Source organism: Telluria sp. BA11 (assembly GCF_056680305.1).
In genome coordinates this window covers 146,624-170,612 of sequence record NZ_JBWXQA010000002.1, presented here as the reverse complement: position 1 = coordinate 170,612, position 23,989 = coordinate 146,624, and the positions used below count along the sequence as shown (strand labels likewise).

11 protein-coding genes and 3 pseudogenes are annotated in these 23,989 nt (G+C 52.5%); 7 read left to right on the top strand and 7 right to left on the bottom strand.

Annotated elements, in window-relative coordinates:
* Positions 1 to 10 precede the first annotated feature (10 nt).
* Positions 11 to 1,642, bottom strand: a complete 1,632-nt coding sequence (locus tag AC1MGT_RS23835; RefSeq protein WP_499504480.1) for a DUF4214 domain-containing protein — start codon at positions 1,640 to 1,642, stop codon at positions 11 to 13.
* A 171-nt stretch (positions 1,643 to 1,813) separates the two neighbouring features.
* Between AC1MGT_RS23835 and AC1MGT_RS23830 the strand changes: the two genes are divergently transcribed.
* From AC1MGT_RS23830 to AC1MGT_RS23810, 5 genes and pseudogenes are all read left to right on the top strand, one after another.
* A complete protein-coding gene (locus AC1MGT_RS23830) occupies positions 1,814 to 2,701 on the top strand; it encodes a hypothetical protein (RefSeq protein ID WP_499504479.1) in 888 nt (295 codons plus the stop codon).
* Between the two features lie 678 nt (positions 2,702 to 3,379).
* On the top strand, positions 3,380 to 3,676 hold the full coding sequence (locus AC1MGT_RS23825; protein WP_499504478.1) for a transposase: 297 nt from the start codon (positions 3,380 to 3,382) through the stop codon (positions 3,674 to 3,676).
* A complete protein-coding gene (locus tag AC1MGT_RS23820; protein WP_499504477.1) occupies positions 3,673 to 4,359 on the top strand; it encodes an IS3 family transposase in 687 nt (228 codons plus the stop codon). Before AC1MGT_RS23825 ends, AC1MGT_RS23820 begins: the two co-directional genes overlap by 4 nt.
* Positions 4,360 to 4,554: 195 nt before the next feature.
* On the top strand, positions 4,555 to 5,616 hold the full coding sequence (locus AC1MGT_RS23815; RefSeq protein ID WP_499504476.1) for an IS110 family RNA-guided transposase: 1,062 nt from the start codon (positions 4,555 to 4,557) through the stop codon (positions 5,614 to 5,616).
* Positions 5,617 to 5,628: 12 nt separating this feature from the next.
* Positions 5,629 to 5,847, top strand: a pseudogene (locus AC1MGT_RS23810) (IS3 family transposase); the annotation flags it as partial.
* Here AC1MGT_RS23810 and AC1MGT_RS23805 read toward each other — a convergent pair.
* Together AC1MGT_RS23805 and AC1MGT_RS23800 are read right to left on the bottom strand one after the other, a co-directional pair.
* Complete coding sequence (locus AC1MGT_RS23805) at positions 5,840 to 8,521, bottom strand: P-loop domain-containing protein (protein WP_499504475.1); 2,682 nt, start codon at positions 8,519 to 8,521, stop codon at positions 5,840 to 5,842. The pseudogene AC1MGT_RS23810 and the gene AC1MGT_RS23805 overlap by 8 nt on opposite strands.
* A gap of 91 nt (positions 8,522 to 8,612) precedes the next feature.
* A complete protein-coding gene (locus tag AC1MGT_RS23800; protein WP_499504474.1) occupies positions 8,613 to 12,056 on the bottom strand; it encodes a DUF4062 domain-containing protein in 3,444 nt (1,147 codons plus the stop codon).
* 459 nt (positions 12,057 to 12,515) lie between these two features.
* Here AC1MGT_RS23800 and AC1MGT_RS23795 point away from each other — a divergent pair, with 459 nt between their 5' ends.
* Together AC1MGT_RS23795 and AC1MGT_RS23790 are read left to right on the top strand one after the other, a co-directional pair.
* On the top strand, positions 12,516 to 13,034 hold the full coding sequence (locus AC1MGT_RS23795; RefSeq protein ID WP_499504473.1) for a hypothetical protein: 519 nt from the start codon (positions 12,516 to 12,518) through the stop codon (positions 13,032 to 13,034).
* A gap of 132 nt (positions 13,035 to 13,166) precedes the next feature.
* Positions 13,167 to 15,488 (top strand): NAD-binding protein, encoded by a 2,322-nt coding sequence (locus AC1MGT_RS23790; protein ID WP_499504472.1) that lies wholly within the window; start codon positions 13,167 to 13,169, stop codon positions 15,486 to 15,488.
* Between the two features lie 213 nt (positions 15,489 to 15,701).
* On the opposite strand, the gene AC1MGT_RS23785 is transcribed toward AC1MGT_RS23790, so the two are convergent.
* The 4 genes and pseudogenes from AC1MGT_RS23785 to AC1MGT_RS23770 all read right to left on the bottom strand — a co-directional run.
* The gene (locus tag AC1MGT_RS23785) at positions 15,702 to 16,916 is read right to left on the bottom strand and encodes an XRE family transcriptional regulator (RefSeq protein ID WP_499504471.1); all 1,215 of its coding nucleotides are present in this window, start codon (positions 16,914 to 16,916) and stop codon (positions 15,702 to 15,704) included.
* Between the two features lie 451 nt (positions 16,917 to 17,367).
* A pseudogene (locus AC1MGT_RS23780) lies at positions 17,368 to 18,195 on the bottom strand (IS5 family transposase).
* A 411-nt stretch (positions 18,196 to 18,606) separates the two neighbouring features.
* Positions 18,607 to 22,965 carry a DUF4062 domain-containing protein gene (locus AC1MGT_RS23775; RefSeq protein ID WP_499504470.1) on the bottom strand — a complete coding sequence of 1,453 codons (4,359 nt, stop codon included), beginning with the start codon at positions 22,963 to 22,965 and terminating at the stop codon, positions 18,607 to 18,609.
* Between the two features lie 690 nt (positions 22,966 to 23,655).
* A pseudogene (locus AC1MGT_RS23770) lies at positions 23,656 to 23,778 on the bottom strand (hypothetical protein); the annotation flags it as partial.
* Positions 23,779 to 23,989 lie beyond the last annotated feature (211 nt).

The window sequence follows — 23,989 nt, the reverse complement described above, 5'->3', positions numbered from 1 at the left end:
GACGCGACAACTACGTTGACAAACACCGAGGTTGATACTCGAAACCGTTCCCGATAATCGTTGCGACCTGCGCTTGGTTTTCTGGACTCTCGCTAAATTCAACCACAATAGCCTCGATCAGTGATGGATTCGCTTTGAGGTGATTATTCCAGAAATCGAAACCGGATTGATCTGGTTGACGGTGCAACACATTTTCGTACAACCTAGTTACTACGGCCTCGCTGCTTGGCGCAGAACCGTAGATGGTCCGAAACTCATTCGACTTGGCAAATTCGTCAGCGACGGCTTCGAGGCTAGTTCCCTTGTCCATTGCATTCATCCAGAAGCCAAGGCCCTGCTTATCTGGAGTGCGGCCAAAGACTGCTTGATAGAGACGGTACACTTGGCCGCCATTGCCTTCGATGTCCACGGCAAGCGCCGAATCGGAGAACTTAACGCGTTCGATGCTGTCCAGGGTATGCGAAATTCCCTTGGCGCCGTCGGTGAGCACAAATTTTCCACCTACCCAGCTTGCCGACATGGAACTGCGAGACTGGTCGATAAAGAGGCTGTCCAAACCTGCCGTCCCCTGTATTTGATCAAAACCAACTTTGCCGCTACCAGCGATGAACGTATGACCATCAGCGGAGACCAGTACGGGCTTCGTTGTCCAGCCAATGTCCTTGAGCATCGCGATATCGAGCTGCGAGTAGGGCGCATATGGGCTGGTAGCGTCGTAGTCTGGGTTGTCGAGCCAAACTCCTCCTGACCCCATCAAGTCATGATTTCCGACGAGGTGCGAAAGGCTGCTATCGAGGGGGACAGCCCCACCATTAAGCATGACGGAGTTTGGACCGACAAAGTAAACCTTGTCGCCTTCGACTTTTACGTATTTCTGGAAATTCGGGACATAATAATTAAAGCCCAACACGTGCATCATCTCGTGCGCGAACAGGTAGGGGCCCGAATAGTCTGTCTTCGTGTACGAGTCCGCATACTGTGACCCCAGATTCAACAACGCAGAATCGATCCGCGGCGTGCCGTGCGAGTCGACGCCTAGCCACCTCGCAGCTGCAGAACCAGATGCTCCGCCCAAATCTTTTACGCTGACAGTCAGGCCAATTGTAAGGTCAGCATCAACGAACTCACTGAGCCGAGCGCCCGTATCGTCCAGCATATTTTGGAGATACGTTCTGTCTGCGCTGACCCCGTCAGCGAACAATGATGCGATGGAGAACTTCAATCCGCCGCTGGAAACGTTCACAGCGGCTTTGACGGTCTCACTCATCAAGGTACCGGCCGAGTTTTCCTGCGATACGGAGAAAGAGTGAAGCCCGCTTGACAGCGTATCAGTAAGAATTGCCCAGTTCCCAACGTCGTCAACGCGTCCAGTCCCAACTACTTTGCCATCGGCAAAAACCGTTATTAAGCTTTTTGGCGCCCCTTGTCCGACGATAACGGGGTTGTCGACGCGCAAAAAGCTTTGACGGTCAACTGGCAGTACGAAAGTTGGTACGTTCGAGGTCTGGCTTACTTGGGCTGATGATTGTCCACTGTGGAAAATGGCAGAGTTGTAGTCGGGCGCGTAGGTGTTTTTCACTGGTTTGATCTCGTTCATGGTGAGGCGGAATGTCAGGATGTCTTTACAGTAACCGTGCGACATTTCATTTCTAGGTTGAAACTATCGCAGCTTTGTTTATTAGGGACAACAGTTTATTATTGGCACGCAATTTGTTCGGCCAGATTCGCATCGGATTCGATACATAAAGGGTACCTCGACGTTGCATAGACGCAAGTCGATACTTCCCATGCCGCCAACCTACTAACTTTCGTCATGCAAAAAAGTCTAGCCAACGTCGTCCTCAACGGCATTCCATCACTCGTTCTCACGTCCTCCACAGATACCGGCGTTGTTGTCATCACTGACAAAAAGCGTACGGGAGCGCCGGAATCGATAGAGAAGGGCGTGCTTTTCACTGTGTATCCATTCGGGAAAGAGTGCGGCGTGATGATCAGCCATGCCGCCATCAACCGTAAGGCTGTGCAGTGCGCTGGCGCCCCGACCCTGGAGGCGCAAACCGAATGTCTGGCTGACGAAGAATTCCTATTGCGAGCCGCTCAGCATTATCTTGCGCAAGCTCGGGTTACCTGCGCTGAATTTGATCCCGATCTGATGGAAGGGGGAGGCGCGCAACAGCTGAACGGCGATGGGGATGATGGCGCTGCGCGGTTGGCGGGTGCTCGAGAGTTCAACCGCATGGCGGGAGAGAGGCTATACCAAGAAATGATTTCTGCAGAGGCGAGACACAAGGAAAGGGTTAGCGTAACTGCACAACGTAAGGCCGCGACGGCGACGTCACAAAGACTGAACCGCGAACGGAAGCTGGCCAGAGCAATCGCAGGGTTCCGACGGATGCCTGGTGGCCCTAGCTACCACAACTACCTGCGCCTGCAGGTGCGTGGCACAGGCGACATGTTTGCCATGATGGACGACGCAACCATCCTGCGGCGCTCAGGTCCTCTGCATGTGCTTGAAGTACGCCGCTGGCTTACCGAGCCTAGCTCGATCACTGAGGCGCTTCGCTGGATCCTTCGCGGCCTCTCACCAAATATGGCCATCCGGAAGGTCATCGCTGACATTCAAGAGCGAACCCTAGCCACAACTTTTGTGAACTTGCCGAGGCCGACGACGGCTACCTTCGCTTATGTACGAGTACGTTGATTACACGGACACACGGTTCGAGCTTGGGAGACGAAATTATCTCCCGACACGGTCGAAATTCGTTGAGTTAAGGTCCCGACCCTTCGATGATAAGTCGTATTATCATCGTTGGATTTATGCTTGTTTTCGCCGTGAAACACGATTAGGATGGGGTATTTCGGCGGTAATCATTGCCGACAATAAACTTCGACAAAACCAATACGGTCTGACACCGCCCATCTGAATGCACGCCACGATCGAACACGACACCACCGCAGGCGTACAGCCTCTGCACCGAGCCATCGCACACCAGGTGGCCAGATGACCCAACACACCGTCGTCGTCCGTTGCAGCAAAAATGCCCCACCTTACAAAGCTACTGTGGGAGCACCGCACTACGTTCCGGGCCCCCAACGTGGCATCCTTAGTCGTCCTGTTGAGTGAAGAAAAAACCCCACTTCGCGGAAGTGTGAAGCAATCATGCCACTTCACGGCTTTTGCGTATGAAAATCGATCCAGCTTAGCCCTTTCTCACAAAGGGACTTAATTTCGATGAGATGAAATGGTTCGGCTTCCATCCGCCAGACACCTTATCTGCAAGGAACACTGACGAGACGATTGAATTGGGGTGAAGTCTGTAGTGGTCTAATGTCTCCGGACACCTCGATAGGTGGATAATTCACCTTCGAAGGAGTTTACATGACCAGGCAGCGCCGCAATTTTGACCCTAGCTTCAAGCTTGAGGTCGTTCGAATGATCACAGAACAAGGCCTCAGCATTTCGCACGTCAGCCAGACGATGGACATTGGCGTTACCGCGATCCGTCGCTGGATGGAACAGTACGAGGCCGAGCAACAAGGCCAGCCAGGCATTGGCAAACCGTTGACGGCTGAGCAGCAGCGAATCTGTCAGTTGGAGCAGGAAAACCGTCAACTTCGTAGTGATGTGGACGTCTTAAAAAAGGCATCGGCCTTCTTTGCCCGCGAGCTCAAATGAGCTATCGGCTCATCGATGAGCTGCAAACGAAGGCCGTACCTGTCGCACAAACCTGTCGTCTCCTTGGTGTTAGCCGGGCTGGATTTTACGAAGCCAAGCGTCGTGCAACTGCGCCGATGTTTTGCAAAGCGAGCGTGCATTTGCGTGCCGCGTTCATGAGCAGCGGCCAAAGTTACGGCAGCCGTCGGCTTGTCACGGCACTGGCCAACAGAGGCCTGCAGGTCGGGCGTTACAAGGTGCGCCGCCTGATGCAACAGGCCTGCCTGAAGCCAGTCTGGAAGCGCAAATTCGTACACACAACCGACAGTAAGCATGCCCTGCCGGTTGCGCCGAACGTCCTTGCCCGACAGTTCAACCCGGCAGCGCCGAATCAGGCTTATGCCTCGGATATCACGTACATCCGTACTGGCGCAGGCTGGCTCTACTTGGCTGTCGTGCTCGACCTGTTCTCGCGCAGAGTCGTGGGCTGGGCAATGGCGCCGAGCATGCCAGCTGCCTTGGTTTGCGATGCCTTGCGTATGGCGATCCAAGCTCGGCGACCAGCGGCCGGACTGGTCGTCCACTCCGACCGCGGCAGCCAATATGCAAGCGACCAGTACCAAGCGTTGTTGACCGAGCATGGCTTCGTTTGCAGCATGAGCCGCAAAGGCAACTGCTGGGATACTCAGTTTAATATGGTCTAGAACGCCTGCCGAATCTGACCCGTGCTGGGATTGGCCAGTTTGCCTTTGCGTTGACCTGTCGATTTGGTCAGAGCGTTCCCCGAGCGTTGCCGGGCCCAGTGCTTGTGACCTAATAGGAGCTTTGTACTGCACCGTGAGTGTCCTGTCCGGCAAGTGGGGTTGGTGATGCGCCCACCTAGGAATGAGGAGCGCGAGATGGACGGTCATGCAAAACAAGACGAAGTAATCTTGGGTGTTGATACACATCTGGACACCCACGTCGGCGTGGCAATCAGCCAAAGCGGCAAGTTTCTTGGAACGTACGCGGCACCAACGACCCAGTCAGGATATTTATCGTTGCTAACATGGGCCCGATCATTCGGCTGCGTTTGTAGAGCCGGTGTTGAAGGAACTGGGACGTATGGTGCCGGCCTTGCTCGCGTTTTACGCGAGCAAGGGATAGAAGTGTTGGAGGTAAATCGCCCTGACCGTAGTAAGCGCAGATTGAAGGGAAAGTCCGATCCTACCGACGCCGAGAGCGCTGCGCGCTCTGTTCTCTCGGGAGTGGCAACTGCCATCCCAAAAATCCAGTCTGGTGCGGCTGAAGCCTTGCGGACCATTTCCGTCGCCAGGCGTAGTGCAGTCAAGGCCAAGACACAAGCAATTAACCAGCTGCGTGCGATTCTAATCAGTGCACCCCAGGATATCCGAGAACGTCTGTGGAAACCAAAAGCCGAACATTGCGTGGCGGCCTGCGCGCATTTGCGCAATCTGGGACCGACCTTACTTCTACAGACATTGACCACTGCGTTGCGACTTCTCGCAAAACGCTGGCTTGCACTGGCTGCTGAATTGAAGGAGCTCGATGCGAGCTTGGAGACTTTGACCAATGTTTCAGCGCCACATCTGAGAGCACAGTTTGGCATTGGCCCGCAAACTGCTGCTGTGTTGATTGCAACGGCCGGGGACAATCCAGAGCGCTTGCGTAGCGAGGCGGCGCTTGCAGCCCTTTGTGGCGTAAATCCTCTCCCCGCGTCGTCGGGTAAAACTGTACGACACCGGTTGAATCGCGGCGGAGATCGCCAGGCCAACAATGCGCTCTGGACCATCGCGATGGTTCGAATGAGAAGTGAACCAAGAACCCGCGCGTACGTTGCCCGGAGATCGGCAGAAGGCATGTCAAACAAGGAGATTCATCGCTGCTTGAAGCGCTACATTGTGCGGGAACTTTATCCGCTGATCATGGCGGATCTCGCCTCTGTAGCAGAGGTTTCTTGACATAGGAGCGTCAACGCCGTCGCTGAACGCTTCTTCTTAAATTTAAAGATGGAGCGTGTCTGGCAGCGCAATTATGCGAACCAAGCCGAAGCCAAGCTTGATGTGGCCAACTACATCGTCGGCTTCTACAACTGCGAGCGCTTGCATTCTGTATTGGGCAATCTGCCGCCCAGCGTCTATGAACGCGCAATGGCAGAGAAAGAACTTATCGTTGTGTCCGAAATTACTTGACCACTACATATATCTGCACACTTTTGATGAGAAGGTCTTGCGCTTCGGTGTGCCTTTCCTGCCTGTCGAGTAGACTCGCGTAGTCATTTAGGGCGCGCGCCACTTCGAGGTGAACAGGACCGTGGGCTCTCACGACCAGCTCATGCGCACGCTTTGATGCAAGCAAGGCTCCCTCATCGTCGCCCAGGTTAAAGCACACCTCGGCAAGATTCCTCAGGGTGTTTCCTAAATCATTGTGGACTTGCTCGCCAAGACGTTCGAAGATGCTGATCGATAGCGTTAGCAGCTCGTAAGCTTCCCGGTTGTTGCCGCTTGCCTCCGCGTGCATCGCCATATTGTTGATCACAAACGGGTCAATTACCGTTTCACTATCGTGTTCCCTGTAGATCCAGCGAATCTCGCGAAACAACTGACCTGCTTCATCGAGCTGATATTGTTCCAAGAGAGCGCCACCAAGATTCGATATACATTGAATCAGTAAATTGTAGTCCCGTATCGGGGCTTGTCGTAGCAGCGCTAGCGCTTTACGGTGATACTCAAGCGACTTGTCATGTTCGCCCAAGTAATCCCAGGTATGGCCGAGATTCGTGAACACACCCACAACGTATTCTGTCTCAGCCTGATTCGCGTCAAAAACTTCCTGCGCCGCGTTCCACAGTCCGATAGCCTCGCGGTACGCGCCCGTACGGACCAGGAAGTATGCCAGCTTGGATTTGACGAGTGCCGCTTCGATACTGGCTTCCCCGGTTGCACAAATTTTCAACGCAAGCTGCTGGCGTGCCAAGTACGCGGCGTTGTCGAACAAAAGATGGTTGGCATACCACGCTGCGAGCTCGCTCAGAGCAGGCAGCGAGTGCCATTCTGACGTGTACGGTAAAAGAGCAGGCAGCCAGTGACGCACTTCATGTTTCCACGGGGTTTCGTCAAAACTGCGCTGTTGCATTAACAAATAATTGCCCAGCTCGCACTCGCCGCCTGGTTCAATTAAGTAGGGGCCGCTGCGCGTCGGATTTATCAGCCAGTCGATTAGCGACTTATGAAATAGTACTAATCCACCATTTATATCTTCAAGGAAACCGCCCATTGGCTCAACGATGTTGCGCCGCACCTGTCCTGCCGTCCACCCCAGCATTTGCTGTGCTAACTGTGGCGCCAGCGGACCGGGTGCAGCCGCCATAAGACGCAGGAATGGCTCCTGTGAGGTTCTATAGACTTGAGTATCGGCAAAATACCGCTTGAAACTGGTCGTATAGAACCCGTCGAGGCCACGGGGCACATTGGCGATATTTCGCCAATCTGGGGCCGAGTCTATCAAGAGGCGAGCGTATAGAAACACGCCTTCAGATCGTTCTACCACCGTCCCGATGATGTACTGACGCTCATCGCTGTCAATCTCCCGGGGAATGACGCTATCCAAATAAACACGTATGTCTTCGAGATTATTTTCGGTGTCGCTCAACACTTCGTATTGAGTGAACTGGGATAATTGCCGCTCGAGATAAGGTTCTGATCGTGAAGTAACCACAAGGCCAAGCCAGCTAGGCAAATCATTTGCGTGTTTACTGATGAGATCAACGAGGACATTAGTGCCGTCGCTCCGTCCCGCTTCGTCCAGCCCGTCGATCACTAAGCTCATCCTGAACGCTTCCGGAATTTTTGCGCTTTCGCCTAAAGGTTCGGTAATCAAATATCGAAAAAGGTCATCCGCGGTTTTCTTTTGAACCTTGTCTTGGTCTACGCGCTGACCATACAGGAGCTTAGTCCGATAGTCTGGAAGTCGGCTCGCCATTTGATAGGCCAACGTGAGAATCGCTTCTTTTGCGGCCTCCTCTGGTAACTTCTTAGTCTGATAATTGCAAAAATAGCTAGCGATGACCACCGTTTTAGCCTGCTGTGCTAAAACGGCGGCAAACGCACTTTTACCCACGCCAGGTTTTCCCTTGATCCAAAATATCTTTGATTGGTCGCTCGCCAACCACCGCTGGTACTCGTCAAACAGCCAAGCTCTCCCAAGAAATCCAAGGGTTTTTCGGGCAATCAAAGTTTCAAAGGTTTGAGGTTCTAGAACGTCACGTAGTCTTTGTAACTCACCGGTGGTCCGCACTTCCGCACCGTCAGCGAGGATGCGGCGCACCTCGCTCATCTGCGCCGCGAACCAATCGTTCCAACCGTCTCCGTTTCTCTTCGTCGACCATTCTTGCATGTCCATCCATTGGATATGGGTGACAGTTAACGGTGGTCGAGCCTGTTCTTCCGACTCTAACAAAAACGTCTGAACACGTTTCCCATTCCCGATCGCGATGTTGATTTCGTTCAAGCATACTCCTGGATCGCGAACCGAACGCCTCGACAGGAAAGAAAAGAAATAGTCGTGCTGCAAAATCGCTTCCGTGATCTTCGCGCGCCAATCGTTACCGCTACGGATACCCGTCCGATCGAAAAAAACCTGATGCCCATCGCGCACGAGTTCATCATGAATAAGTCGAACCAGTTCTTCGCTTTGGTCAAATTCTTCGGCGTCTGCATTCTTGTGTGCGTAACTCAAAAAGATTGTCTGCAGTCGGGCTTTTTTAAAGCGCTGTTCGCATGCCAGACATTCGTATTCGGCGGCCTTGGCTTTGAAAATAACATTCGCTGAGCGGCAATGTGAACAAAAAATACCTACGTTTTCCATGGAAGAGTGCCTTAATCTGTACTCGTGAATATTCAATAGCCGTCAATCGCAAGCGGTCCAGCTAATCCAGTGCGTTTATTTACTGTTGACATCACACCAGCTTAAGGTCAACGATTTCCTCGATGCGTCTGGTTTTGGCATGCTCCTGCCCAAATATTTTGCGATAGGTCGGTAGGTATTTATTAGCCCAGCGCTGGGCTTCGACGTTGCGGTTCTCGCGCATCAGAGAAGTGATGATCGACATCAGGGAAGTGCTCAGCAATTGTTGTAATTGCTGGACTGCTTCTTTTCCAAACGTCGCCATGTCAGCGTCCTGAACTAGCGCGCACAGCGTCAACGATTGTGGCGCGGCTCCACCATCAGTGTGCTTGAGCCAATAGGGCAAAAACTGAACTAACTGGGTGTCACGCAGTTGCGAGTCAGAAACGTCCGTCAATGAGACGAAAAATGCTAGCAGTACTTCATTAATGCTTTGGTGACCGACTGGCTTCGCTCCGTCCATCCATTCCAATGCAAGCCGAAGCTGCTCAAAGGCTAATGAGAAATCGCCTTTTGATCCTAAGATACCTGCGAAGTTTACTCGTGCACGTGCAAGCGGCTCTGGGAATTCATTGCTGTCTCGCAAACGTTCGACAACCTTGCGATATAGGGAGATCGCTCGCTCATCTTCATTAAGAATAAATAAGCATTGCGCCGCCGCTTCAAACGTAAACAAATCTACGGGTCCATCGTCGGATACTTCATCATTCGCGATGATCACCGGAGCAATCTCATCGATAAAGTCTTGTACGAAAGCGCGTTCAGACTTTAGTTGTTTTCCCAGCTCAATCAGCTTATCGCCGTCCTCTCTTTCTATGAACCCATCATTTTCAAAGGCGACTTTGATCGAGCGCATCAGTCTTGCGACATGGATTGCGGTATTAAACAATGCAAAGATTCTAAGAAATGGACGGAGAAACGTTTCGATGTTAGGATTGACGTGATCATATGACGGAATGCTGATTTCCTGCTCTCCGAGACCAAGTAGAATCCGGTTAGCGTCAGTTAAATGAACGCCGGTTATCAATGCCGCGATATCAAACTGTTGGGCAGGCGCAGTGGAATCGGAGATAACCTCAGTTGAATGTATATCTAACAAATCAACTTCTTCACCGACTTTTTCGATCATGCGTGAATAGTAATCGCGTGGAACGTACCCATGCTTTCTGAGTTCGGACCAATAAAAAACAATATCCGTGGAGAGGCTGTGAATAATCAGTCCATTTTCGCCGATGAAGTAGCGTTCGCTTATTGCCCGGGATATGCTTGGTGTAGTGAGCGCGATCGCTAGTTCGTTGTAAGCTTGCGCTTTGAGCAACTGCCAAGGAAACTCGAACAGTCCGCGTTGGAGTCGCGGCGAAAATGCTTTGACCGTTTCCTTGTCATCGTGCGTGCGTTTTTGGAAATAGTTAGCCAGTAGCATATGCACTTGGCTGCCTGCTGCGCCTTGTAGGTAGTTCTGATCCGAAACTTCGTAGAACTGTCGGTGGAAGTAGCGAAGTACGCGGTAGTCTTGCGAGGTCGACTCAGTGAGGAACGGCGCTAGATCAAAGTACAACCGTGACCAGATGATGTCGGGTAAGCGTGCGATATCTGGCGATTTCGGGTGCAGTCGACGGAACTCGTTCATGACCGCTTCATTCGCTGAGAGCATCGCCAGCAGCTCTTCCTCGGTGAGTCCAGAACGGCTGGCCGCGAGTAATGACAGCGTTTGCTGCACCAACAGGCTGCCATGGCCCCACTGCGTCGTTAGATGCTCGTAATAGGCGGAAATCAGGCCTTGTGTGCTTGTAGGCAAGATAGGCAGTGGCGTTGCGGACGTCCATCGCCGCGCCAACGTCACAGCGATCCGCAAATACAATGGACACGACTGCGCAGCCTGCCACGCAGATAACAAGTGATTCCGCTGCTCTTGCGTAAGGGCGCGCGATGGTGCTTCACGCAACCAAGCGGTTATTAATTGTTCGCCGTCTTCGACGGGAAGCGGCGTCAACGCGAGTATGTCGGGTGAGGTACCAGTGAGACCATATGCGACGATCTTATCATCAATACAACTCAAGAGAATGCGCGATGGTGCTGGCACTTGTTCAGGCAGACAGTCAAGAAGGAAGCGTGCGTCCTGCACTGGTAGCTGGTCGATTGCATCGAGCACCAACAGGATTGATTCCTCGCTTAAGGCCCGGGTATAGGCGGCACGCACTGATGATGCCTGCTCTGGCATTGAGCCGTGACAGCCGATGCTATCCCACAGATGGGCAACCAATGTACGGGCGCTCGACACCCTCGAAGTGATCCCGATGTACAACGCGACGACACGATAAGCCTGCTGGTTGTGCTGCAGGCGATGTACCACTGACGCTAAGAACGCGCTTTTGCCCGAACCTGATGCTCCGGTAATGATGAGGGGCTTATCCGTATGCGCCTGCGACAGATATCCGTTCACAACGCTATGCTCGTGCGCACGCCCGACAAATTCGCGACTACGTTCTTGTCCGAAGCGGGTATGTTGTTGTGCCTCACGCGTTACTAGATTGACCTGCGCGACACTCGCGATTTGTTCGTCGATTGCCTTGGCTAGCACATGATAGATCTGCAGCGCAAACTGCTCGAACCCACCGTGGCTAATCTCAGAGTTCAACATGTCGCTAAGCTGTTCACTTCCAAGCCAGGTTTCTTCATATCTTTGGTAATGCTCGGGACCAAGCTGCGCCGATAAACGCGTTTTGAGCTGTTCCAATGCCGCCGTGCTGTCAGGATCAATGGCGCCGCTTTGCATGTCTCGGTACCCTGCAGCTGCCGCGTTCTGTGGCAGGCCGGAAATTACTCGTTCAAAAACGCTAACTTGTCCAGCCTCGTCGCCGACCGTGTTGGGATCGAGGGCTGCGACAAATAGTTCGAGCCCCGTCGCGGACAAATCAAACCACTCGTGCGTCATAGGGTCATCGGCAAACACGTTTTTGCAGTGCGCGAGGATGCGCCACAGATCACCTTCGTCTTGCGCAGACGCCGAGCTGAAGGCCGCCTTCAGCAACCGTTGGGGAGGAACGGCATTGTGATCGATGTGCTGCTCGGGATAACACGCTTCAACGAAGGCACTGTCATCCGCACTTGTAATGACGGCCAGGAGTTTGTCGAAGGTCGAAGTTGAGATACGCGCAGGAGCAGGACGCCAACCGAATCGATTACCCAGCAACGCGATGAAGTTGGGTTTAGGCGAAACCTGCTGGCAGCGCCTGACCTCATCTAAACAGATGTCCATCGTTTTGTGATCCTTGCCCGCCTGTTCGCTGACACCCCAACGTAGGTCTACAGCTTGAAACTGAAGCCCATGTTGCTCGCATCGTTCGCGCAACCTTGGAAAGACGGTGTCCTGCAATATCGCTCGCTCTGCTTGAAAATCGGAGAACGTCGAAGAAACGAACACTCGAATGGTTGAAGTATTCAATTGTATGCTTTCAAATTGAGTAGAAAAGTAGCGTAAAAAAAGAGCGTACATGGGATTTCGTGATGCTGGGCGCCGCAAACTGCGCAATGTCGCGGCATTCATCGGCAATCGGCAACGTGTCTGTAAGCGCGATTAGCACCGAACATTACCCTCCTTCAGGATCTTACCTTGCCAAATTCAAAATATTATCACTAATAATCATGGGATCATGAAATCGCGCAATCCTTCAGTTCGCACATATTTCATTCGCGTCTTTTAGTAATGCGAATGCGCTGCGATCAGATCGCACCGATGTGACAATCTGATAGAAATAGTACGTTTTCTCTGCAGTACACTCCCCTGTGCGATTTCTTGTGCAGCAGCAGCAGCGCCCTGCGACCACATCCGCTATTGCATGTGGCAGCACGGGCGTGTAGTCAATGCACAGCGGCAGTGAAGCCTTCCGCAAACACCGCTAGCAGTTGAACGCACTGACTGATTTATACCCACTTCCTTGCTAGGAGAGTCTGAATGAATAGTGTCGGGGAGCGTGGTGGTGGTGCCGGGCCTATGGCTATTCCATTGGCAAGGATTGGCTTTACTGGAACACATCGAGGGATGACCTACTTGCAGAAGGCAGCGTTACGTCTGTTGTTGGATATGCTGCAACCTAACGAATTCCATCACGGCGACTGCATTGGGGCGGATGCCGAAGCCCATCACTTGGTGAAAGAAGGCGTACCCGGCTGCAGGATTGTCGTTCATCCTCCGCTACGCACTGATAGCAGGGCAGCGTGTAACGCAGATATCGAATGGCCTCCGACAACGTATATCAAGCGCAATCGCCATATCGTCGTCTGCACTGAATTACTGATTGCAACACCGTTCGAGCGTAGCGAACAACGACGTGGCGGAACCTGGTCGACGGTGCGCTTTGCTCTGCATAATAAGCGGCCCGTCCTGTTGATTAGACCAGATGGGAACCAGGTCTGTTGGAACGTACGGTCAGTCGAAAAAAAGAATGTCTGTTGCGATTCGATTGTCGAATGATATCATTCTTGCGTTTGCTATTGATGCAGCGGCCCATCAACTGCCCAATTTTCATAAAAACGCGTGAGGATTATGCACCTACTTAATTTGTTTTACCGATACTGGTTTCGGTGGCTTTCAGGCTCGCTGCTCGTGGCAGCCATTCTTTTATCTCAGCTTGGCCAACATTGGACGGAGGCACTTTTTCATGCGCTGCAGATCATCGTCCTGAACTACGACCACGAGGCCGATCAAGGCAGCGAATATTTTTGGAGCATGAAAGCACTCCAGTTGGTAATCCCTGCCTTTGCGTCTGTTGGCTTGCTCAAAAATCTGTTTCACGAACAAATCAGTCCTTTGTTTGTCCAGATACAGTCGCGGTTTCAGCCACCCGAGGTGCTGGTGATTGGCGGCGGTTCGGTAGGACGATCGATTGCGGAAACATTGGCAACCCAGGGAAACCGGGTGCTGATCGTTGATCTGCATGGAGCAGCCGTTGCTTATAACGCAACGGCCGAGGCGGCGCATACGCAGGCTCGTCACCAGGAAAGGACGAAGGCCTCGTCGTACCGCGCGCCCGCCTGGCTGCGCGGCGACGGTCGGGACCACGAAATCCTTGCTGGCGCCAACGCCGCACGCGCGCGCAAAGTCTACATCTGCACGGGGGACGATGAGACCAATCTACAGATTACGCGGCAATTATTTGCATTTTTCGAAGTGCAACCGAGGGAGAGAGGGCCCACATCGGTGCGGGTCCACCTGCTGTCAGACGATGCACGTCGCGCGGTGCGCGACTGGCTTGGCTGGTACAGCTTAGTTGGCCATAAAGCTGTCGATGTTGAGTCCTTCGATATTTACGAGATCGCGGCTCGTGAATTGCTCATCCGGTATAGCCCTGATCGCTTCATGCCCACTGACCACGTTGGCGCCATGTCGCAAGTCGTCGTCGTCTCAGGCGCCGGTCGGATGGCGCAAGAATTAATCCGCCGTGCTGCACGCATAGGCCACTTCAGCGCCAATGGACGCTTACACATTTTCTGGGTAGACCCAGACGTCGATACGGCATCGCGACACTTGCAGACCATGACGCCACACATCGATTGGCAGCCCCTTTCGAATGAGATTCCGGCAGACTGGACGACGCAGTCGATCGAACATCTCGTGAAGGTTGTACTCGTTCCAAATTACTTGACGGAAGCATTGACCAAAAAGCTCATCGAGAATGCTGCCGCTGGTCGTGTCCCAGCGGTGATGTGGGCCTGTCATGAGGATTCGGCCCGCAATGCGGCTGAGGTGCGTGATTTTTGTGCCTGCTATAACCGCTACCCCGCCACCGGGGGCACAAGCAGCCGTGCGGTTGCAGTGCAGTTCAGTCAGACGCTCGGACTGTCAGATGCCACTGAGAATACAAAGCTATTCGCTGGCTTCTCTTGCGTTCCAGCAGAAGCAACAGTCATGGAATACGCGGTCGACGTACTGTGCGACGGGCAGCGCGACGAGCTCGCCAAATACATCAACACCGTCATCTATCACGGCCGGAGCTATAGTGAATACGCAGAAAAGGATTGGGCCGCTCTGCCGGAATTCATCCGTGATTCGAACCGCGAGGCCGCTGACCATACCTACATTAAGCTGCGCTACAGTGGAGTTGCGGAAAGTAAGGTCGACCGCTTGTTGGCAGCACCAGGTCAGCGATTGTCGACCATAGCGGACCCACCCGCCGTACCCGTGGATTTAGCCCGCAAAGTCTGGAATGCCCTTAAAGCATCCCTCTCGGTCGTAGAGCATCGACGCTACTGCGCATTCATGTTTGCGGCGGGGTTCGCGCAGCTTGAGAAGCGGCCAGAAGACATGTCAAGTCTGACAGGTGTACAAAGCCTTTCAGCGGCAAATGTCTTCGGCGTCGACAAACCCGAGAAACACTGGGAACGAATGGTGCGGCTTAATGCAAGCTTGCAGCCTTTCGATGTGCTCACTGAGAAAGAAAAGAAGAAGGACGACGAGATCGTCCGCCATATGTTCAGCCTGACTAGGGAAAACCTCGAGGTTCGTACCGCCCGTAAACGCATCGGTCAGGTCCAAGTCAGCTTCGCCCGCCGCCCAGGTGAAATGCAAACGCTCGAGGGGACAGTACAATACGGAGCGAACAGCGCCATCATTACAGGCGTGGCGGGCGAGCAATGGCCGGTAGAGCGTCCGGCTTTTGAAAACAAGTACGAGCCCAGCGAGGGTCTGCAAATGGGCAGTGATGGGATATACGTCAGCCGCGCGCGATCTGTAAAAGCTGTACAGCTTCCTGCTCCCTGTACTTTCACGCTGGAAGGTAATCGTGGTGACCTGTCTGGACGGAGGGGCGATTGGGTTGTCGAGGATGATACTGGAGAGCTTGGCGTTGTTGCCCGTGATATCTTCGAGAAGACTTATGAACTTTGCAGCGCCCCACATGCGCGCCACACTTTGCCTGCTCACGCCTAAATTATGCGCGATCTCGCACGCTTCTAAGGACGACCAGCGGCTTTCCCTGCTGACGTGATATACCCAGTAGAGGCGGCAGCGGCCGCCCTACACACTGCATGCGCGCTCACGGCAAACACCATAATCAGCCCAGCCGACGCCTTCGCGGCCGTTGCATCCCAGTATGAGAACATACCGGTCCCGTGAGAATTTGACGTGAAGCACTGCAGATGCTCAGCTGCCGGCAATTCGTAAAACGAGCTTTCCTTTTATCGACAGGCTCTGTGCCTGCTCAGCAGTGTATTCCTCATCGGGATATCGTCCTTTATCTTGGTTATCGTTGCGAAGCACAACTCGCCCATCAGCGCGTCTGTTGATTCGTTTCATGCGCGGTCCGTCAGGCGTATCGATGAGATAAACATTACCGTCGCTAATGGCACGCGCGCCCGTATTGAAAACGAGTATGTCTCCCGTCATGATGAAGTTCGACATTGAATTGCCCTCCTCGTATGTCGCGATCAGTTGACCAACCGGCGTGACGTGACATTTCGAAAGCAGATCTGTCCATATACAAATCGGCGAATAGTCGAGTTTTGCACCCAGGCACGTGCTGCCACAGTTCCCTTCTGATGGGAGGAACGGCACAACGACGGTATCCAAATCACTCGGTACCTGCGCGATAGATAACTCCATCTCACCCAGCCCGGTCTCGAGCCAAAACGCGTTGACTTGTAATGCCTGTGCGATGGAGGCGAAGCTACCGCTGGTGTGTGCCCGGTTTTTCTCCAACGCCGATATGGTCGGCTGGGTTAGGCCTGCAAGCTGGCCTAGTTTTTCCTGGGAGAGCCCTAGTTCAAAGCGGCGCATCTTCACCCGCTCTCCCGTTGTTCTACGTGTCACGACCTCGCTGGGTAACTGGCCTGTAGTCGCCTGGTCCTGACGCTCGAGTTGACGCTTTTTGTCGATGGGGTGTCGATCGTCGAACTCAAGTCCGCCGGCCTGTACTCGCACGATGACGTCATCTGTCCAAGCAGCTCGCCGAAAGCCCTCATCGAGTGCGTTAAGGCCCGCTTCTTGTTCGCTGGAGCCCCATACTGTGATGGTCGACTTCCGCCACGGCTGAGCTGCCCCATTCTTAAAATAAAGGTCCCGCTCCGAACTACGCAAATCCGCGGCCGGATAGGATCCGCCAATGGTTCGGTTCGCGCCGTTTAAAACAGCATCTATCCTCGGCTTCAAATGGTAGTCTCGGCCGCCTACAGTCCAGACAAGTTTTATCAACTCGCGCGGTCTCATGTTTGTCCCAAGAGTTTCGCCGGTGTGCCGATTGGTTAGTAGATAGCGTCGACCATCTTCACGACTTACGTCCGCTGTCGTGTTCTTGTCCTGCCTAGGATTAGGGATTCGTAACTGTGTCACCAAACTTCTCTCAAAACGGGGATCGATCATCCTAAGGATTCCTTAGTGTGACGTCGATCGATTCCTAGAACGTCGTGGCCGTAGAGCTAACTGATTTCGCTGATCTGGAAGAGGGTGGCGAACTGCATTCCTTGATATTTAGCGCTCAGAAAACTCGGCCGCTATTCAAGCGCCGCCTCAGACCAGCAGAACTCAACAAAAACTCTACAAAGAATTTACAAACACTTGATAAATACTTAACAAACACTTTACAAAAACTCTGAAAAAAACTGGACGAAAACACTACAAGACGGAAACGAGCTAAAAAATTTGAAAACCCGGCGGCAACCACGGTTTCCGGATCGTTCACTCTTGCACCAGTCACACTCCACTTGGCGGTATTTAGATTTCGATACGAAACAACACGGCATGCTAAAACACAGTCAAGGCTCCTCCGACAATTGCGAGCACCCATAAATACTCTAAGAGACGGTTTAAAAACTCACCGGAAACGCATCCTTTGTAATAACGATGAGCCGAGGGCGATGTAAATCATGGCTTCGGATACGTCGAGCCGTTGCTCGTAGTCGCGGACTAGGCGCCGGTATCGCATCAGCCATGCAAACGTACGCTCGACGACCCAGCGCCGCGGTTGCATCTGAAAGCCGTCCTAGCCCTGCAGACCGCACACCACTTTGACGGTAAAGTCGAGATGAGCGGCTTTGTCCAGCAGAGTGTGTCGGTCATAAGGAGCATCGCCAAACAAGTACTTGACCCAAGGCCAACGCTTGACGATAGCATCAAGTACCAACTGCGCACCTGTCGAGTCGGCGACATTGGCCGGCGTCAGATTCATCGCCAACAGTCGCCCGCCGGTATCGACTGCGATGTGCCGCTTGCGCCCACTGATTTTCTTGTGTGCGTCATAGCCGCGCTCACGTGCGCCTGGCGCCTTGACGGATTGACTGTCGGCGATGCCGGCCGAGGGAACAACTTCGCGCTGCTCGCACATCCCGTCAAGCATCAAGGCCGAGTCGTGGATCGTCCGGAAAAGGAAGCGTCGTATCAAGCGACGGAACCAGTAGTAAACCGTTTGGTACGGAGGAAAATCGTGCGGCAACATGCGCCATTCACAGCCGGAACGCACTAGATAACGGAGCGCATTGATCACCTGACGAAGTTCTGTCTTGCGAGGCCGACCGGTACGGGCTACACCCGGCAGTAATGGCTCGACGAGCTTCCACTCCTGATCGCTGATATCGGTTGGATAGCCCTTGCGCTCCTTAGGTACCCGAACTTTATGCCGTGTTCGCTGCTCTGCTGTCCACATAGGGTCCCCCCGTCGCCCAGAACCATTTAGACATCAAAGTTGCTTCCGAGTTTTTAAACCGTCTCTAAGGCCTCCTTGGAGGTCAAGTACACAATAAACGCCAAAATCGCAGAGTTCACACTTAAAAATAGGTGTTTGCCGTAGTCCTCCACTGACTTACCCTGCCGTCCATCTCCACATAAAGCTTATAATGGTCGACAAGATACGCATGCCATTTCTCGTGAGGCGGATAAACCGCGCCCGGCTGAACTTCGTTCTATAAACTTGACTGATCTACCTGCGCCATTATGACCTCCTAAATAAGATTCTTAAACTTGTAGAGCTCGCCGCACCTTCTGCCTGCACACGAAACCGTGATTTTCACCATTGCGCCGCTCACTCAAAACGTCAATACCAGAACGAACTTTAAGTCTACGTATCCACATTTATTTTACTCAAGAATAAAACCGTCGGATCACCAGTTTGCGGCAGCAATCCAACGCCGTAAAAGTCAGCCCACACAGTTGTTCCATCCTCATGCCCTGTTAAATTCTGAAAAGCACGACGTTCACCACGTATTAACCACACGAGGGAACATTGCGAAGAATTTAAAAGTTCAAGCAGCGGTCGAACCTTCGCAAAAAGAACTCCTCTTCCCTCGGGTCCACTGGTTAGACCAAACACGATCTCATTTTCGTGCCGAATCACACCATTTTTAAAATCTAACTGTAAGTTCAATTCTTTGAAAAGTGACGGCACAGGTAGTACGGACGGCGCATTTTCGTCCCGGCGATCCGGATGCCCGCACTCAGCCACGAACGGTCGTGATGCACATGGAAGCCAATTATTTCTTCGGTCATTATCCGAGGACTTATCAAATCCCACATCCCAGTCCAGCTGGGAATTTGGCCAATGCGCCAAGGGGACGTTCCAATTTTGGTTCGGATCGATCCTTCCACTTCCACAAAGAGCAGCACGGACGTCTGCCGTTTCTATACTCGCCAACAGCGATGGAAGATCTTTGTTCTCGATAAGGACCGGCCAAAGCTGCCACCACAAATCTGCGCGAAAATCTCGGCCTAGCGCCCAATGTCCCGGCGCGAAATCGGTTTCCCAACTATGCTCTGCAAAAACCCGAATCCAAGGACCATCTCCCCAACTCGGTGGTAATTGTGGAATAGATGTCACCATATGCATGGGCGGTAAGTCGAAACTTGTTGACCTTATCCACTGGCGCATCTCATCAATTTCGGGTCGAGGCCAGTTCGGCGGAATAGGGAGCTTCCAAAACTGGTCTATACCATCGGAATCTAAGGACTTCGTTGTGACTTTAAGCCATCTGATTGGATCATACAACTGTAGGCTTAATTGATCGGGACCGTCATATGCTTTAACTGTTTTATCCCAATCTGGACGCATCTCATAATTGTCCGCCAAAAAAGCCAAAAGGGTATGCCAGCTGATCCATTGGTATTTCTTACCGATTCGTTCAGTTCTTCCCTCTTCACTTACTCGGCTACGCTCTCTGGTCAAATAACCTGTATCGAAATCTTCAAATCGTTCAGACGTCCATCCAAGTGAAAGGGTATTCCAGGCAATAAATCGCCCTGCCAAAGCTAAATCAAACACATCAGGTTGCGCATTCCCTGATATGAAATTTTCTGAGCGGGTAAATGGTCGGCTTGGCTCTTGAGAAGAGGCCAAGGGAGTGCATGAAAATGGTATTGACGCTGAATTTCCGCCCATGACGTACCGGTAGAAATCCCACCCGGTGCTCGAGGAAACAATCGCAAGAAAGCCACGAGAGGAATCAAGACCCTCAAGTACTGCTTTACTTGGCACTTGATTGAGGGGTAAAACGCTGTGATATGGGGGCGAGATTAGTCGATGGTCAGCACTAGTCCTGCTCAGCAGCCCCCTCTTATCTGCCTCCTCTATAATGATACGCACGTAATGTCGAATAATTACGTGACACCAACGAGGGGCTCCTTCAATAAACTGCGTCTGATATACCAATTGTGCTGCAGTGGCTGAGACTTCTGGATCGCGTCCGTCTAAAATAACACCCCAGGTAGCGACGAGCACGGCCTCAAGAATGTACGGATCGTTAACCTCAAGAAAATCAGGCAGAAACTCGGGGACTACTGTAGGGCGTGCAACTAAAACGCGAGTAAGGCCCTTGATCGCGGACTCTCTGAGTGCGCGCTGGGAAGTCGAGCAGATCCACGCCAAGAGACGCGCCGACGGTAGGGCTATTTCTGGGTGGATATTCGATAGATCCGAATCGCGCGCCCACTCGACGAGTTGCCGCAAGCTTGACGTTTCCGATTCCCATAGGGAGACCAGCTTAGTCGACCAGATCGCATCTCTTTCGCCAGGAGATCCTTGAGAAACCAGCTGCGGATGAATAATTTCGTCCATGCCAAGGGGATGACCCGGAATCATGCTGAACCGTATTAGGTCGTCCAATATCGCATCTTCACTCATTTCAAGTGAATTGGACTGCCACAGGCGTCTCAATTCCGTTAGGTCAGCACAGAAATCTCGTGGATTCGAGCGCCATCGAAGGCTGTCAACGAAAGAAGCAGCGAGCTCCCAGTCATCGTTGCTACTGCTACCGATCAGAACAGGTAGCTCTACCCCTGTGGATCGCGGCGTAGCTAGGCACAAGGCTTCGAGAAGCCCGGCACGTCTTTTATATAACGGGTGATCTGACCATTCTATTGTCGCCAGCGGTTGCAGAAGCCCACCGACTTCGAAGGCAGCCTTAAGTGCGCCGAGCTTTTCTGCAGACGTTTGCAGATTTTTGAAAATTTGCGCCAGAATTTGATCCACAACGAACGTATCAGAGAGACGCTCGAATCCGAACTCTATAACATCCTCGTCTGCTTCGTCGATCCGGTCTATTAGGGCTCCTGCTGAACAAAGAAAACTTATCGTCTTTGTGTTGCCGCTGATCTGGGCCGCAATCGCGTCTGCTTCACTACGCGGAATTGTAAATTTCCCGCACTCAACCATTGCTTTAGCAAGGCGCTTCATAATACGTCGTACAGGCTGAGGTCTCGAAGGATCGTCAAGTCCTAATACATCTTTGGCATCGCTCTCGATGCGTTCCATCCAGGCATTCCAAACATCTAACCAAGACGGCTGCCAATGATTGAGTTCCCGCTTTGTCAAGCTTTTTGCAAGAAGCTGAACATATAGTGGATTATTAAATTCGCCAAACGGCGGTGCGCCGGGAACGGTTACGCCATAAAATTCAAAATATTTCGAAAGCGCTTCCGGCTCAATACCAATAAAACCAGGGTGTCCCCAGGATATCCACGGTTCTACGCTGGATTCAGACACCACGGGCAGCATTTGCCGTGCATAATCGGAACGCACGGAAATTGCGAGCGCTAAATGCGGACGCCGCTGTACCGCTTCGATCATTGCAAGAAGCTCTCTGCGCCAACGGAGTCGGTCTGGCGTCTCGTTGATTGCATCAAATACTATAAGAGCCCGCTGATTCGCGTTGGCCGCTTCGTTTTCGAGTGAATCTAACAGCTCGTCGGTGCTGCCGCTCCAATCGAGTCGTTCGCAAAAAGCTTGCCAGAGGCCTCCTGACGCGTTCAACATCTGTCCAAGTACGCCAACCGCTAGGCCGCCATCCTGAAGCGTTTTGTTCATTTCGTGAACGAGGGTGTGCGTTTTTCCCTGACCAGCGGGTCCTTTCAATAGCAAGACACGCCGTTCCGCCAGAGCTGCATACTTTTTTAGTAGGGAATGCGCATCACGCGCGCGCTCAACCGTTTCCCGGAGCTCACGAAGAGTTCGCTGTTGCTTTTCCGAGGCAGCGCGGTCTGCGGCGCCCTTAGATTCTGCAGATTTTTTCTCGTATTCTGAAGAAGCATAATCTCTGAGCTTCTTAAGCATTTCACTCGTCTTCGAGAAATCTGGAAGCGTCATCCATGCATAATTTTCCCGCAAACTGGCAGCGGCGTTTTCCAACTCTTGACGGTACTCCGAAAAATCAGGAGTAGTTGGAACGGCCTTGTAAACGAGTGCGAGTGCCGAGTCGAATGATGAGATTGCTGACCTACGGACCAATAGCCAGTCAAAGACGTCAGAGATTACGGTCGCAACGTGCGCTGCTTTAGTGTAGCGTGGCCCCGCATTAGTCGTAAGTATGCTTGCTTGGCGGCAGGCCCACTCGCTGAGCTTCAACTGAGTCCCTGGATAGCGCTGGCTTAAGAGTGTTCGTAGATGCGCCTCGACCTGATTCACAAAGTCATCAGTATCTTTGAAATTCCCGCATGACCCTGACCATTTTCCGTCTTCTTGGAAGGGCGCTCGCTTAAAAAAAGCTTCTTGGTTTTGGTACTGCTCATCATCTGGACAGCTACTACCGGCATCAGGCTTCCATCGATAAATAAGCACTTCTGGCAACTCTGCGCCTTTTCGGCGGGCTTCCCAAGCACGGTAGAATTCGTATTCAGTCCCTGAAAGGTATTGAGTTCCGTCAGGTTTTCGGAAATCGCTTAAAGGCATTGGTGTCCCAAACCTACAGCGGAAAATCCCAAGAAATAGATTACACTGCTCTGGGACAGGTAATAGCGTGTTAACTGACACCTGTGGTGATCTTAACGCCTCGAACGGAATGCCAGCGTTCCAATCCCAAGCTATCACGCTCACGTGAGCGAAAGACCTTACGATCGGGTCGTCGTTTAGACGCTTGACAACCCGATGCACAGATTGGCGTTCATCTTCGCAATCTCCGGGCGATGACAAAAATATGCGGTAGTCAATCATTTTTTCTCACGCCTTTAGCTCTCTCACGTCGATGCATCGTTAACAGGATATAACCGTGCCAGGCACGGTTCATTAATTCTATCTCCACAACGATTCCGGTGTAAGGTCAGCCGTCAAATATTCTGGGTACTTAATTTCAGCGCCGTAGGGGCAGGTCACGTCACGAATGCGCGACGGACAAGATCTACGTGGGTAACGTACCTTGGGTATGGAAATTTGCCGTTGTGCGGCGTAGCTGTTGCGTGCGCCGTATGGCTACTGAACCAATCATGGCAGACAAGCCGTTAAACGGTTAGACACGCAGCTCAAAAGAAAATTTGCTGCCGAAGTACACGGTGTGGCGCTCAATCGCCCCTAACGGCGCACGATTGATCCCAGTTCGGGCCTACATGACTAGGCGGATAGTAAGGAAGCGTCTAGATGCCCGCTACCGGCAATGTATACCCAAAGGTAAGGCGAAATTTGATGGTTGAAGTGATAGTTGCTAAATAATATACTGAAATAAACCATTTATAGTCAAGGGCTTATGACTTAATTCTGGCGGAAGCGGTGCGCCATTTCGGGAGTCATGAACACTGCGGGCAAGGGCTTGTTCTCACTGGTTCTGGTGCAACCCTGTTGAGATAGTGAAGAAGGTTCGGCAGCTCCCGACCGCCAGCTCAGTCCGCCTTCAGCTCTTGCGCATGCCGATCATGTTGAGCCCGCCTCAGCTGTCCGGCCTCGCTTCACAATGCTTGGGACCGTCGCACGTGTGACGCCGTAAAGGCTCGCCAGTGCACTTATGCTCTGCTTGTTCGCGTATCGCTGAATCGTCGCCGCGCGCTGTTCAGTCGCGACTAGCTCTTAGAGAAATGGCTTGTAGTAAGGATCCTTATTTGCGCCATGTAGGAAACAAGAGTTGAACCGTTGGCCGATCCCGTATCTTGAATGATGTCCGTATATGGACTCCTCCTCGTTTGCAAACAATCCGTCTTCAGGCCGTGAGGTACGACTGCTCACGTATATCCGGTCTCGTACTACTGCA